Raw genomic sequence first — 12,316 nt, 5'->3', positions numbered from 1 at the left:
TTCCCGGGGCATCAGGAATTGTTCCTCTGAAAGATCCATTTCGTCGGCGGCCCGGAGCCCGGAGGCCCTAAAGGTGCCAGCTGAGGGTCCCGCTCCGGGAGGACAGCACCACGAGCAGCAGGAGGTCGAGGACGCCAAACGCCAGGCCCAGATAGGCGCGGAGAAGGCGGACGGTTCCCCGGCAGAGGGCCGCGGCACCGAAGAACAGCGCGCACGGGCCGAGCACGATGTTGAACGCCAGGGCCCCCAGCAGACCGCAGACGAACGCGGCGACGGCCATCCGGTCGGCCTGGGGGTGCGGTCCGGTCCTGACGGGGATCCGGGCGGAGGTCATCGGCCGCCCCCCTTCGCCGCCTTACGGCGTTCCTTGGCGAAGAAGACCACCAGCCAGGCCACGATGGCGAGGGCGGCGACAACGGTGACGGGCACGGGGACGTGCCCCGCGGTCCCCATCAGCACACCGAAGAGGAAGAGCGCTACGACCAGGAAGAGCATGATGCACCTTTCCCGTGGGTGGGACGGCAAGGAAGCGGCGAGCCCTCACGGGGCTTCAACTGCGCCTTTGCGGTGCCGCTTTGGCCCGCGTACCCGGACCGGCCGCATCTCACCGGGTCGGTTCCGGACGATCCGCGGCAGCACCACTCCCGGACCCGATCGCACCGGGCACAGGATGTCGGGTCCGGCGGCCCGGCCGCTTCCTAACGTGAGTGCCGAAAGGGAAGGAGACCGAGGTGCTGGAGCGGCTGAACCAGGCCATGGAACACATCGAGTCGCAGCTCGACCGGGAGATCGACGTGGCCCGTCTCGCGCACATGGCGGTGACGTCGGAGTACCACTTCCGCCGGCTGTTCTCGGCGCTGGCGGGCATCCCGCTGTCGGAGTACATCCGGCGCCGGCGGCTGACCGTGGCGGGCGCCGAGGTGCTCGCCGGTGAGCGGACACTGCTGGACGTCGCGATGCGCTACGGCTACGGCTCGGGAGAGGCCTTTGCCCGGGCGTTCCGCGGTATGCACGGGGTCGGCCCGGGTGAGGCCCGGCGGACCGGTGCGGCGCTGCGCTCCCAGCCTCGGATGTCCTTCCGTCTCATCGTGGAGGGGAGCAGCAGCATGCGATACCGGATCGTGGAGAAGGAAGGGTTCCGTGTGGTCGGCAAGAAGGCCCGCGTCCCGCTGGTGCACGTGGGGGTCAACCCGGCGATCGCCGAGTTCATCCGGGGCATCGGCCCCGAGACGTTGCAGCGCCTCACGGCGCTGTCCGACCAGGAGCCGGAGGGAATCATCGCGGTGAGCGACCAGCTCGATGCGAGCCGGGCGGAGGGGTCCGAACTGGACTACTACCACGGCGTGGTGACCTGCGCCGAGGTGCCCGGGGACATGGATGCCCTCCCCGTCCCGGCGGGGATGTGGGCCGTCTTCGAGAGCTCCGGCCCGTTCCCGCAGGCGCTGCAGTTCCTGTGGCGGGACGTGTTCACCCAGTGGTTCCCGTCGAACCCGTACCGGAGCAGGCAGGGGCCGGAGATCCTGCGCACCCGCCTTTCACCGGACGGGGCGCAGGCGGAGGCGGAGCTGTGGATCCCGGTGGAGCGGTCCGCCGCCTGAGCGGTGCCACGGCGGCACGACAGCACGGCACCACGGCACGGCGGTCCGGGAACGAGCCCGGGCCGCCGTGCCGCGCCGAACTCCCGCGCACCCGGGAGCCCCACCGCCCTACGGTTTGCCGAACCAGTCGACGCACAACACCAAGGAGTCATCCAGGGGTTCCGCGGCGCGGAACTCGGACAGGTGACGGAGCACGGCGCGGGGCACGGTGGCGGCGGGCAGCAGCATGCTGGCGTGCAGGGCGCGGGCCAGGGCTCGCTGGGCGTACGCCTCCCCCTGGGGCGAGAGCGCCGCGTACACCCCGTCGCTGACGATGAGGAGCCGGTCTCCGGGCAGGACCTCGAACTCCTTCGCCACGTACTGGGTCTCCTCGAACATGCCGAGCGGCATCTGCGGGTCGAGGTCGATGAGTTCGACCGTCTTCCCCCGCATCCGCCACAGCTGCGGCGATCCCGCGTCCACCGCCTGCACCCGCCCGGTCATGAGGTCGAACCGCAGCAGCAGGCTGGAGACGTACACGCTGCCGCGGTACTGGGCGTAGAGGGCCTGATCGGCCAGTGCCGCCTGGTCCGCGATGCCGATGCCGGCCCGGCGCGCGTTGCGCAGCGCGTTGACGGCGAGGTGGGTGAGCAGCGACGCGTTGACGCCCGTGCCCATGCCGTCGGTGACGGAGAGGGTCAGCTCGTGGGCGTCCGAGGCCCAGTCGTAGTTGTCGCCGTGGATGGCATAGGCCGGCTCCAACTGGGCCCCGATGGCGTACTCGGCGGCGGAACAGGCCCGGGCCGGCAGCAGCTGCCACTGCATCTCGGCGGCCAGCGTGAGCCGGCTGATGCGCCGGGCCCGCTGGTAGACATCGGTGTCGCGCTCGGCCACCAGGAGTTCGTGGCCGAGCAGTTCCGCCGCGTACACCAGGTCGTCGACGGTGCGCGGGACGGACCGCTCGACGGGCAGCCGCACGGTGAGGATGCCGGTGCGCTCCCCGCGGACCGACACCGGCAGGTGGTGTTCGACCACCTCGCCCTGCCGGACCTGCCGGCGGGGCTCCTGGCTCCCGAACACCCTGCCCTCGACGCTGTTCGCCACCGGGATCGACGCGCCCGGCATGGCCGGCGCACCGAAGGGGGTGAGCGCCGTTGCCCCGTAGTCGGCGAGCAACAACTGCACACAGAGGGCTCCGTACGATTCGGTGAGGACCGCACGGAGCGTGTCCACCAGAGCGTGCGGGGCCGATGCCCGCAGTGCTCGTTCCACATCACAGCGTTGAGTCACGGTCTCTCAGGCATTCTTCGTCCACGGACGACGCAAAGGCGGGGGCTGGCTGGGGACCGCGCCGGATGACAGAGTGATCGGGTGTCCCGTTTCACTGGTTCGCCGCCTGCCCGCGAGCGCGCGGGCGCGGGCGCCCTCACCGCCTCCGGGCCGCCGGGCAGGGCCCCGGCCCGAAGAGACGCGGCAGCGCGCGCACGGGTGTCCGCCGCGGTTCTCGGGCACAGGGAATCGGCGGCCGTCGCCCACCGTGCGGCGGGACGCAGAGCGTTCCACGCGGCGGCCTCCTCCCCCCTTCGCAGATGAGGGTGACGGCCCACGCGTCGTCGGCGGCCACGCTCGTGTGTCTGACAGCACGTAGCGGGTCTCAGGCCGCTTCTCGTCCCCAAGCCGCGCCGGGCGCGGCCGTCTTGCCAGGTATCGGGAACAGATTGTTGCCTTATGGCGAATGTTGTCAAACGGCAACTATGAATTCTATCCTTGGCGGTGCCGCACCCCGAGGACCTGTCCACTCACGAAGCGTCAGCCCCCTACAGCGAGGTTCATCGTGCTGTCCCAGCCCCATGGCGGCCGGCCCCTGCGTATCGGCACACGACAGGAGCGGGGGGCGGTGATCCTCACCGTCGCCGGGCCGTTCGACCTGGACACCGTCGCGCCGCTCGACGCCACCTTGCAGCAACTGGCGCAGGACGGCGCCGGCCCGGTCGTCATCGATCTGTCGGACGTCTCGTTCGCGGATTCGACGACGGTCAACGTCCTGATCCAGGCGCACGAGGCGCTGGGCCCGGCGCTGCGCCTCGCGGCCCCCTCCGCCGTTCTGGAACGGCTCTTCACGCTCACCGGACTCGACACGGTGCTGCCGCTGTACGGGTCCGTCCGCGTGGCGCTCGACGCCTGAACCTCAGCTCCGTTCGGAACCGACGGCGGCGACGGCGACGGCCAGCTCGCCCAACGCCGCGACCAGCGCGCCCCGTTCGTCCGTCGGCATCCGGCGCAGCACCGCCGCCATCCGGTCCACCCGGGTCGCCCGGAAGCGCTCCAGGAACGCCTCGCCCTCAGGGCTCAGCCGCAGTCCGATCTCGCGCCGGTCGGCGGCCGCCGGGCGGCGGAGCAGCAGGCCGGCGGACTCCAGTGCGGCACAGACCCGGCTGGCGCGCGGCAGCCCCAGCCCCACGGCGGCGGCCACCGTGGTCAGGTTCCGCCCGGGACACACCGAGACGACGGACAGCACTCTCAGGCCGCCCGGGGAGAGCCGCGGTTCCACCGGGTCGGCCGCGTCCCGCATCAGGGCGGTGATCGCCTCACCGGCGGCGGCCAGTTGTTCCGCGGCCTGGCGCAGGGTCTTCGCCGTCCCTTCGGCGCTGTGGCGTTGCATGGACGCATCCCGTTCCCACGGTCCGACGACAGATGCGGTGCGCCCTGCGGGCAGGGCTCGGCGGCGCCCGAGGAGCGGTGGCAGGCGCACGGTCCCTGTGCCCTGCCCGCTTCTCCCGGGATCACCCGGCCCGGACACGTCAGCGGCCCGGTGCCGGGGCCGTCCTCAGCGTGCGAGAGCGGCCTGCACGATCTTGCCGCCGCCGGGCCGGGGTCTGACGGTGACCTCGCGGGCCAGGGCGCACACCACGGGCCACCCGAAGCCGCCGTCGCGGCCGGTCAGGTCGGGACTGCGCTCCGTCGGGCGAGCGGGACTGGCGTCCTCGACGCATATCCGGATGGTGTCCTGCTCGGCGGTGAGCCGCAGCGCCGTGACGGCACCCGCGTGGCGCAGCGCGTTGGTGACGAGTTCGGACACCAGCAGGAGCAGGTTCTGGGTGGTCCGGGCAGGGGGCGGCGGATGGAGCAGGCCGGCGAAGCTCCTGGCGAAGTCGCGGGCATCTGCCGCCGTTCGGGGACTGCAAAGGTCCCGGGCGGGCGGAGTTGAGGGGTCGTCCGTCGCAAGAGGATGGTGCACAAGCTTTCACCCCGGTCAGTGGAACGCCTCGTTCGGCTGGTGTGCAGCAAGCGTCATCAGGTGTTCGTGAGGCGTGTACCCAGCAGAACCCTTGCGGAACGGGGAACTTGGCGTGCCGGTGGGCGGCGCGGCCGGACACCCGGGGACGCGAGTGGGCGGCTGCGCCCGGCCCCCCGGCGGCCGGTGGGAGCAGCAGGGGCCGGGCCGGTCAGGTCTGTGCCTGTGCCCCCGCCCGCGAGGTGTCCCGCCGGGCCCGGCGGACGGCAAGGGCGAGGGTGTCGTCGGAGTGCAGGATGACGGTGTGCATGTCCTCCGCCACGGCGCCGGGGATCTCGTCCACCGGCCGGCGGGCGTGGGCCCGGGCGCTCTTGACCAATCGCGCCTCGCCCTCGATGGGGTCGCGCCGGCTCTCGGTCAGGCCGTCGGTGTAGAGCACCAGGAGGTCGCCCTCGTGCAGGGTTTCACGCCGTACGGCCTCGCTGCCCGGCAGCGGGAACCCGATGCCCCGGCCGCGGACCTCCAGATAGTCGGAGGTTCCGTCGGCCCGCAACAGCAGGGCCGGCGGATGACTGCCGTTGGCCAGGCGGAGTTCACCGGTGTCGGGATGGATACGGGCGAGCAGCACCGTCGCCATGATCTCGGGGTCGAACGGGGCCAGGATGTCGTGGGTACGGGCGACGATGGATTCGAGCGGGTGGCCTTCGAGCGCCAGGGTGCGCACGGCGTGGGTGACGTTGAGCGCGCTGCGGGTACTGCGCACACCGTGTCCCAGCGCATCGACGACGGTGATGTGCACGGTGCCGTCGGGCAGGCTGAGCCAGTCGTAGAAGTCGCCCCCCGTGGGCGCATCGGTGCCGGCCGGCTCGTAGTGGACGGCGAACTCCAGGCCCTCCACGCCGATCGGCGAGGGACGCAGCGCGTCCTCCAGCTCCCGCAGGGTCTGGCCGTGGGCCCGCCGCAGCTGTTCGTCCCGCTCCTCCAGCTGGACGTAGAGGGCGAGCACCCCGCTGTTGGTCTCGGCGAGTTCGTCCTTGAGGCGGTGCAGCTCGGTGGAGAGGGTGTCCGCCCGGGAGAGGGCCGCGGCGAGATCACCTTCGAGCGCCGCGATCCGTGCCTCGTACGCCTCGGCGGTCGCCGCCCCGCGCGTCCCTGCCTGGCCTGGCACCGTGCCGGGCGCGGCGGCAAGGGGGGCGGGCCCGTCCTGCCCCTCGCCGAGGGGCAGGTGCCAGGCGACCTGGCCATCGGGCGTGGCCTGGCCCGGCAGCGGCAGGTCGGCCCAGTCCGGCGGGGCCGGCGTCGGTGCGGCGTGCAGCGTGACGGCCAGCAGGGCGGTGCCGCCCGGAGCGGTCCGCTCGGCGGCTTCGAGGCGGACGGGGCCGCCGGCGCGCAGGGCGGCGCCGGCCACCTGTGCGACGGAGCGCACCAGGCGCCCTCCGGTCCGGGAGGGAAGCCGGTGCGCTTCGCAGATCCGCCGTACGGCGCTGCGGAGGGCCGGCAGGTCGTGGAAGGTATGGGGGGTCACGGAAGTCTCTGACGGGGACGGGCGGCGAGCACGGTCGCATCGTCGCGGGGGAGGCGGTGACTGTGGACGAGGGACGCGGCGAGCAGGGACGGGGGCAGGCGGCGCACGAAGGCCGAGGGTGCCTGCGCCCAGCGGTGGTCGACGCCGTCGGAGTGGAGCAGTACGGTGCCGCCGGGCGGTACGGGGAAGGCCCGCACCTGCGGTGGCGTCATGTTCAGTCCGGCGATTCCCGGCTGACCGCTGAGCCGTTGCCCCGGGCCGAGCGCGGTCAGCGTCACGACGCGTACGTTGCCGACGCCGCAGTACTCCGCCCGTTCGGGGTGCAGGCGCAGCAGGCCGACGGCCGCCCCGCGGGTGCGGCGCAGCGCCCGGTGCAGGCCGGTGAGGATTTCGGGCAGGGGCGCGTCCGGTCCCCGGTGGAAGGACCGCAGCGCCACCTGGGCGGCCTCGGCGGCGTGCGGTCCGTGGCCGAGGCCGTCCACGACGAGTGCGGTGCGCGCGGAGTCGTGATCGGCGAGGGCGCACCCGTCGCCGCTGGTCTGTTCACGCTCTGCCGGTACGCAGATGGCACCTGCTTCCTGGTCGGCCGACGCGGTCTCGTCGGGGGCGGTGAGGCGGGCGCTGACGAGGGTTCCGTCCCCCGGCGCCGTACGGATGGTGAGGGTGGTGGCTATCCGCTTCACGGCTCCCAGGCCGGCGCCGAGGGTGGTGCCGGTGGAGTAGCCGTCGGTGAGGCACTGGTGCAGTTCGCCGATGCCGGGGCCGTGGTCCGCGGCGACGATCTCCATGCCGCCGCCGAGAGGCAGGGACTGGATGAACAGCGCACCGTTGGTCGCATGATTGGCCAGATTGCTGGCCAGTTCCGAGGCGATGACCGCGGCCCGGTCGGGCAGCGCTCCCGGCAGCGCGCACTGCCCGGCGACCGCCCGGGCGGTTTCGGCGGCCAGATGCACGGCGCTGTAGTGGTCCACGGCGATGTGTGCCGTCGGCCGGGGGCAGGGGAGCGTCAACGACTCGCCCATCGCGTGACGATCACGGTCGTGCCCTGTCCCGGAGCCGAGTGGAGTTCGAAGTCGTTCATCAGCCGCCGGGCGCCGCCCAGACCGTGGCCGAGCCCGGCGCCGGTGGTGAAGCCGTCGGTCAGTGCGGCGCCGACGTCCGCGATGCCGGGACCGTCATCGGTGATCGTCAGCCGGACTCCGGCGGTGTCGGGAGACATCAGGCAGTCGATGGTCACGGTGCCCCCTCCGCCGTGGATGTAGGCATTGCGTGCCAGCTCACTGGCGGCGGTGACCACCCGTGTCTGGTCGACGATGCTGAAACCGGCCTGCACGGTGGCCGCCCGTACGGCGTGGCGGACGGTCAGCAGGTCTTCTTCGGTCCGCACCTGGTGCACCGATGTGCTGCCCTCCGCGCCGGGGACGTGTCGAGCGGCCGTGGCGAGGCCCACCGCGTGATCACTATTCCGTGCCGAACTCACGCAGCACCCCTTCGGAAGGCTGCAGGCTCTGATGCCATCCCAGCGCGGCCATGCCGTGCTCGGCGTTCAGTGCCGTTTCCACCCCGGTCAGCTGCAGCCCCAGCTCGACCAGGGTGATGGCGACCGGCGGCCGCATCCCGGCGACGATCACCCGGGCACCCAGCAGGCGTGCCATGGTGGTCAGCTCCATCAAAGTACGGGCCACGAAGGAATCGACGATTTCCAGCCGGGAAATGTCGATGAGGACCCCGCGCGCCCGGTCACCGGTGATGCGCGCGGTGAGCTCTTCGGTGAACGCCACGGCCGTCTTGTCGTCGAGCTCGTTGAGGAGCCCGGTGACCAGGACGTCGCCCAGCCGCAGAATCGGCACACCGGCCGAGGCGGGAACATTCACCGCTGCGCCAGGGGGGCGGACTTCGACGGAGCGGCGTCGGTGAGTTTCACGGCTTCTCCCAGGGCGTCGGCCAGGGTGGCCCGGGTCATGATCGTCGACAGGTCGATGCCGAGCTGGGCGATGGTCTGGGCGATCGGCGGCCGGATGCCGCTGATGATGCAGTCCGCTCCCATGAGACGCACCGCGTTGACCGTGTGCATCAGATGCTGGGCGACGGCGGTGTCGACGGTGGGGACGCCGGTGATGTCGATGATGGCGACCAGCGCCTCGTGCTCCTGGATGGCCTGGAGCACGTTCTCCATCACCACCTGGGTGCGTGCGGTGTCGAGCGTGCCGATCAGCGGGACGGCCAGCACCTGGCGCCACAGCCTGACGACCGGGGTGGACACCTCCAGCAGCTGCTGGCTCTGCCGGCGGATGATCTCTTCCCGGCCCTCCACGAAGATCTCGAAGGTGAGTGCCCCGGCGCTGTCCAGGAGGCGGTTGATCAGCACCGCACTGTGGAAAAGGCCCTCACCGTCACGGGTGTGCCGCTGAACGGCCTTCAGCAGGGCCTCCTTCAGCGACATCACGGCCAGCGACGTCGCGGTGGGCGAGACGCCCCGGCGGGCGCGCCGCAGGGAGATCTCGGACACGGCTTGATGGATCTCCTCGTGGGAGGTGACCACGTGTTCCACCGGCAGACCGCGGTCCAGGCCGGAGAGCAGGGCGCCGAGCAGGGCATCGGCCTCCTCGCCGAGCTCCGCCTCGCTCACCTCCCCGTCCAGCGTCGGCTGCGCCAGCTGCAACTCCACCCAACGGTCCGAGATCTCATCGGCCTCTTCGCGCAGCACGCTCACGACGCGCTCGCGTGCGGCAACCTCAGCGGATCCCAACTCATCGTCCTTTCGGTCGGCCGGCCCTGGTGGCTGCCTCGGGCCGGTTCGCCCTGCGGTTGCGGCGGGCCGGTCCGCACACCGATAACAGTTGTCGCCCGGCAAATGTTAGCGAGCACGATCAAGGGCCGGTACCCGCGGGCGCGCTCTTCACCCACCGGCGGCCGCGAGCGGCCGGGCAGCCGAATCCTTGCGGTCGGCCCTCCCGGGGCGCCGGCGACCTCCTGTCCAGGCACGACGCCGGTCACCGCAGTGCCTGACGGCCGGCCGCGCTCCCGCACAGGGACAGTAATGATCTCCGTTCAGCAGTGACCGTCGCCGACCCAGTCAAGACACAGCACCAAGGCGTCATCCAAGGACTCCGCCTCACGGTAATCGGCCACATCACGCAGGACCTCACGGGGCACCATGGCGGCCGGCAGCAGACTCGTGGCGTGAATGGCGCGCGAGAGCGCGTGCTCGGCGTACGTCTCCCCCCGCGGCGAAAGCGTCTCGTACACGCCGTCGCTGACGAAGATCAGGCGGTCTCCCGGGGCGAGGGTGAACTCCTGCGGGGTGTAGTGGGACTCCTCGAACATGCCCAGGGGCAGCTGGGCGTCGAGAGCGATGCGCTCGACCGACTTCCCCCGCATCCGCCACATCTGCGGCGAGCCCGCGTCGATGGCTTCCACCCGGCCCGTCGCGAGCTCGACGCGCAGCAGCAGCGTGGACACATGGGCCGCGCCCCCGTAGTGGTCGTGGACGGCCTGGTCGGCCAGTGCCGCCTGGTCCGCGAGTCCGACACCGGCCCGACGGGCGTTGCGCAGGGCGTTGACGGCGAGGTTGGTGAGGAGCGAGGCTTCGATGCCCTCACCCATCCCGTTGGTGACGGTGAAGGTCAGCTCGTCGGCGTCCACGGCCCAGTCGAAGTTGTCACCGTGCACGGCGTACGCGGGCTCCAGCTGCGCCCCGAGGGCGAACCGCGCGTCGCGGTACGCGCGGGCGGGCAGCAGCTGCCACTGCATCTCGGCGGCCAGGGTGAGGCGGCTGACCCTGCGGGCCCGCTGGTAGACGTCCGTGTCGCGCTCGGCGACCAGGATCTCGCGCCCGAGCAGGTCCGCCACGTACCGGAGGTCGTCGACGACCTCCGGTGTGGAGCCCTCGTGCGGGAGCCGCACCGTCAGGATGCCGATACGGTCGCCACGCACCGTCACCGGCAGATGGTGCTCGACGGCGTCCCCGTGCGCCACCTGCTGCTCCCGGGGTTCCTGACTGCCCAGCGCCCGCCCCTCCGGGCTGCCGAAGACGGACAGCGAGCCCGCACCGCCCCCCGAGCCGTCGCACGATCTGAGCACCGTCCCGCCGTAGTCCGTCAGCAGCAGCCGCACCGCGGTGGCCCGGTAGGCGGTGGTGAGGACGTCGCGCAGGGCGTCGACCAGGGCATGCGGCGCCGCGGCGCGCAGTGCCGTCTCCACTTCGAGGCGTTGGGTCATGGTTTCGCGGACACCCTTCGTCCAGGTCCAAGGGCAGGGTCGGTCTGACAAGGGCACGCACAGGGTGACAGAGTGTTCGTGTGTCCCGTTTCACCGGTCGGCCCCATTCCCACGAGCGCGCGAGCGCGGCGGCGCTTGCCGCGGCCGAGTTGCTCGAGGTGCTGTGGGGCCGCGGGCAGGAAGCGGCACGCTCGGCGGAGGTCTCGCTGTCCCAGCTGCGCGCGCTGCTGGTGATCGAGCGCCGCGAGGGCACCAATCTGCGCACCCTCGCCGAAGCGCTCGGCTCGCGTCCGCCGGCGGTCAGCAGGCTCTGCGACCGCCTGGAGGCCATGGGCCTCGCGGAGCGGGGGCCCAGCGCGACCAGCCGGCGGGAGGTCGAGCTGCGGCTGAGCCTGCGCGGCCGGGTGCTGCTGGAGCAGTACCGCGTGGCCCGCAGCCGGGAGGTCACGGCCACCCTCGACCGTATGGAACCGGCCGATGTCGCCCGGCTCGCGGCGGGCCTGGAGGCCTTCCACGCGGCGTCCGCCCGGCTCGCGGCGGACCGGGACGACGCGGCGCCCCGGGACGGCGACGTCGCGGACAGCGCCTAGGGCCTGTCCGCAAAGTCCCGCCTGGCTCGCGACGCCTGGCACCGCCGGGGAACGACCTGCACGCCCGGCACGCGGCGGACCGCCTGCGCGGTGCCTCCCGCAGCCCGCGGCCGGCCCGGGGCCGGCGGGCGCCGCCGCAAGATCCGTCAACCGCATGCCTTCAGTATCCCGCCTGGGAGGGTGGCGGTGCGCGAGCCGGTGTGGACGGGGGATTTCCGCCCTACGGTCAGGCCATGGCCGACAACGCAACTCCCCCTTCGACCCCTCTCGCGCGCGGCGAGCGCTTCGTCTGGCTGACCGCGCGGGTGCTCGAACAGCGGCTTTTCGCGTACCACTTCCTCGGCGGCGGGGCCGACCCGGTCGAGACCGCGCTCGCCGCGTACCGCAATGACGACGACGGCTTCGGCCACGCGCTGGAGCCCGACCTCCGCGGCCCGGTCAGCCAGCCGCTGCACACCGCCCACGCCCTGCACGTCCTCGATCTGATCGGGCGCTGTGACGGCCGCCAGGTGGAGCGCATCTGCCGCTATCTGACGAAGATCTCCACCCCGGAGGGCGCGCTGCCCGCGGTGCACCCCTCGCAGCGCGGCTATCCGGCCGCCCCCTGGATCCCGGTGGTCGACGACCCGCCGAGCGCGCTGCTGGCCACCGGCCCCGTGGTGGGGGTGCTGCACCGCAACGAGGTCTGGCACGCCTGGCTCTTCCGCGCCACGGACTACTGCTGGGCGACCGTGGAGTCCCTGACCCGGACCCATCCGTACGAGGTCGAGGCGGCGGTGGCCTTCCTGGACGGCGCCCCGGACCGGCCGCGGGCCGCCGCGGCGGCGCAGCGCCTCGGCCGGCTCGTACGGGAACAGCAGCTGGTGCTGCTGGACCCGGAGCGGGCCGCGGACGTCCCGGTGGCGCCCGGGTACGCCCCCGGGGAGCATCACCTGGCGTACGACTTCGCGCCCACGCCCGGCTCGCTGGCGCGCGACTGGTTCACCGACGAGGAGATGGACCGGGCGCTGGACCACCTCGGCGCGCTCCAGCAGGAGGACGGCGGCTGGCCGGTCAACTGGCGGGCGTGGGCGCCCGGGACGGCCCTGGAGAGCCGCCCGATGGTGACGCTCAAGGCGCTGCTGACCCTGCGGGCCTACGGGCGCCGCCTCCTGTGAGCGCTCCCCTC

Annotated in this window: 15 protein-coding genes; 4 read left to right on the top strand and 11 right to left on the bottom strand. The window is 72.5% G+C overall.

What is annotated here, in order from left to right:
* Nucleotides 1-67 precede the first annotated feature (67 nt).
* Nucleotides 68-334 (bottom strand): DUF4190 domain-containing protein, encoded by a 267-nt coding sequence (locus ABZ851_RS29340; RefSeq protein WP_361133693.1) that lies wholly within the window; start codon nt 332-334, stop codon nt 68-70.
* Nucleotides 331-495, bottom strand: a complete 165-nt coding sequence (locus ABZ851_RS29335; RefSeq protein ID WP_336052897.1) for a hypothetical protein — start codon at nt 493-495, stop codon at nt 331-333. The genes ABZ851_RS29340 and ABZ851_RS29335 overlap by 4 nt, the downstream gene beginning before the upstream one ends.
* A 236-nt stretch (nt 496-731) precedes the next feature.
* Here ABZ851_RS29335 and ABZ851_RS29330 point away from each other — a divergent pair, with 236 nt between their 5' ends.
* On the top strand, nt 732-1,598 hold the full coding sequence (locus ABZ851_RS29330; protein WP_361133902.1) for an AraC family transcriptional regulator: 867 nt from the start codon (nt 732-734) through the stop codon (nt 1,596-1,598).
* Nucleotides 1,599-1,706: 108 nt separating this feature from the next.
* Here ABZ851_RS29330 and ABZ851_RS29325 read toward each other — a convergent pair whose 3' ends face one another.
* Nucleotides 1,707-2,867 (bottom strand): PP2C family protein-serine/threonine phosphatase, encoded by a 1,161-nt coding sequence (locus tag ABZ851_RS29325; RefSeq protein WP_361133690.1) that lies wholly within the window; start codon nt 2,865-2,867, stop codon nt 1,707-1,709.
* 574 nt (nt 2,868-3,441) lie between these two features.
* Here ABZ851_RS29325 and ABZ851_RS29320 point away from each other — a divergent pair.
* Nucleotides 3,442-3,762, top strand: a complete 321-nt coding sequence (locus ABZ851_RS29320; RefSeq protein WP_361133899.1) for an STAS domain-containing protein — start codon at nt 3,442-3,444, stop codon at nt 3,760-3,762.
* A gap of 3 nt (nt 3,763-3,765) precedes the next feature.
* On the opposite strand, the gene ABZ851_RS29315 is transcribed toward ABZ851_RS29320, so the two are convergent.
* The 8 genes from ABZ851_RS29315 to ABZ851_RS29280 all read right to left on the bottom strand — a co-directional run bounded on the left by ABZ851_RS29315 (nt 3,766) and on the right by ABZ851_RS29280 (nt 10,558).
* Nucleotides 3,766-4,239 (bottom strand): MarR family transcriptional regulator, encoded by a 474-nt coding sequence (locus ABZ851_RS29315; protein ID WP_361133687.1) that lies wholly within the window; start codon nt 4,237-4,239, stop codon nt 3,766-3,768.
* A 165-nt stretch (nt 4,240-4,404) separates the two neighbouring features.
* A complete protein-coding gene (locus tag ABZ851_RS29310; RefSeq protein WP_336052905.1) occupies nt 4,405-4,815 on the bottom strand; it encodes an ATP-binding protein in 411 nt (136 codons plus the stop codon).
* Between the two features lie 208 nt (nt 4,816-5,023).
* Nucleotides 5,024-6,337: a SpoIIE family protein phosphatase gene (locus ABZ851_RS29305; RefSeq protein ID WP_361133684.1), complete on the bottom strand. Its 1,314-nt coding sequence runs from the start codon at nt 6,335-6,337 to the stop codon at nt 5,024-5,026.
* Nucleotides 6,334-7,359: a SpoIIE family protein phosphatase gene (locus tag ABZ851_RS29300; RefSeq protein ID WP_361133681.1), complete on the bottom strand. Its 1,026-nt coding sequence runs from the start codon at nt 7,357-7,359 to the stop codon at nt 6,334-6,336. Before ABZ851_RS29300 ends, ABZ851_RS29305 begins: the two co-directional genes overlap by 4 nt.
* Nucleotides 7,344-7,733 carry an anti-sigma regulatory factor gene (locus tag ABZ851_RS29295; protein WP_361133896.1) on the bottom strand — a complete coding sequence of 130 codons (390 nt, stop codon included), beginning with the start codon at nt 7,731-7,733 and terminating at the stop codon, nt 7,344-7,346. Before ABZ851_RS29295 ends, ABZ851_RS29300 begins: the two co-directional genes overlap by 16 nt.
* Before the next feature lie 64 nt (nt 7,734-7,797).
* On the bottom strand, nt 7,798-8,211 hold the full coding sequence (locus tag ABZ851_RS29290; protein WP_129293879.1) for an STAS domain-containing protein: 414 nt from the start codon (nt 8,209-8,211) through the stop codon (nt 7,798-7,800).
* A complete protein-coding gene (locus ABZ851_RS29285; RefSeq protein WP_361133676.1) occupies nt 8,208-9,086 on the bottom strand; it encodes an STAS domain-containing protein in 879 nt (292 codons plus the stop codon). The genes ABZ851_RS29290 and ABZ851_RS29285 overlap by 4 nt, the downstream gene beginning before the upstream one ends.
* A gap of 302 nt (nt 9,087-9,388) precedes the next feature.
* Complete coding sequence (locus ABZ851_RS29280) at nt 9,389-10,558, bottom strand: PP2C family protein-serine/threonine phosphatase (RefSeq protein WP_361133674.1); 1,170 nt, start codon at nt 10,556-10,558, stop codon at nt 9,389-9,391.
* A gap of 80 nt (nt 10,559-10,638) precedes the next feature.
* On the opposite strand from ABZ851_RS29280, the gene ABZ851_RS29275 reads away from it, so the two are divergent.
* Nucleotides 10,639-11,148 (top strand): MarR family transcriptional regulator, encoded by a 510-nt coding sequence (locus ABZ851_RS29275; RefSeq protein ID WP_361133671.1) that lies wholly within the window; start codon nt 10,639-10,641, stop codon nt 11,146-11,148.
* Between the two features lie 233 nt (nt 11,149-11,381).
* A complete protein-coding gene (locus tag ABZ851_RS29270) occupies nt 11,382-12,305 on the top strand; it encodes a hypothetical protein (protein WP_361133668.1) in 924 nt (307 codons plus the stop codon).
* Nucleotides 12,306-12,316: the final 11 nt, after the last annotated feature.

Source organism: Streptomyces sp. NPDC047049, assembly GCF_040643995.1.
GTDB lineage: Bacteria > Actinomycetota > Actinomycetes > Streptomycetales > Streptomycetaceae > Streptomyces > Streptomyces mooreae.
Note: the sequence above shows the minus strand (reverse complement) of the source record. Positions and strands in the feature narration are given on the sequence as shown.

Coding starts and splice junctions, on each gene's coding strand:
- ABZ851_RS29315 (WP_361133687.1), bottom strand. CDS start 4,239: ATGCAACGCCACAGCGCCGAAGGGACGGCGAAGACCCTGCGCCAGGCC.
- ABZ851_RS29335 (WP_336052897.1), bottom strand. CDS start 495: ATGCTCTTCCTGGTCGTAGCGCTCTTCCTCTTCGGTGTGCTGATGGGG.
- ABZ851_RS29340 (WP_361133693.1), bottom strand. CDS start 334: ATGACCTCCGCCCGGATCCCCGTCAGGACCGGACCGCACCCCCAGGCC.
- ABZ851_RS29280 (WP_361133674.1), bottom strand. CDS start 10,558: ATGACCCAACGCCTCGAAGTGGAGACGGCACTGCGCGCCGCGGCGCCG.
- ABZ851_RS29300 (WP_361133681.1), bottom strand. CDS start 7,359: ATGGGCGAGTCGTTGACGCTCCCCTGCCCCCGGCCGACGGCACACATC.
- ABZ851_RS29270 (WP_361133668.1), top strand. CDS start 11,382: ATGGCCGACAACGCAACTCCCCCTTCGACCCCTCTCGCGCGCGGCGAG.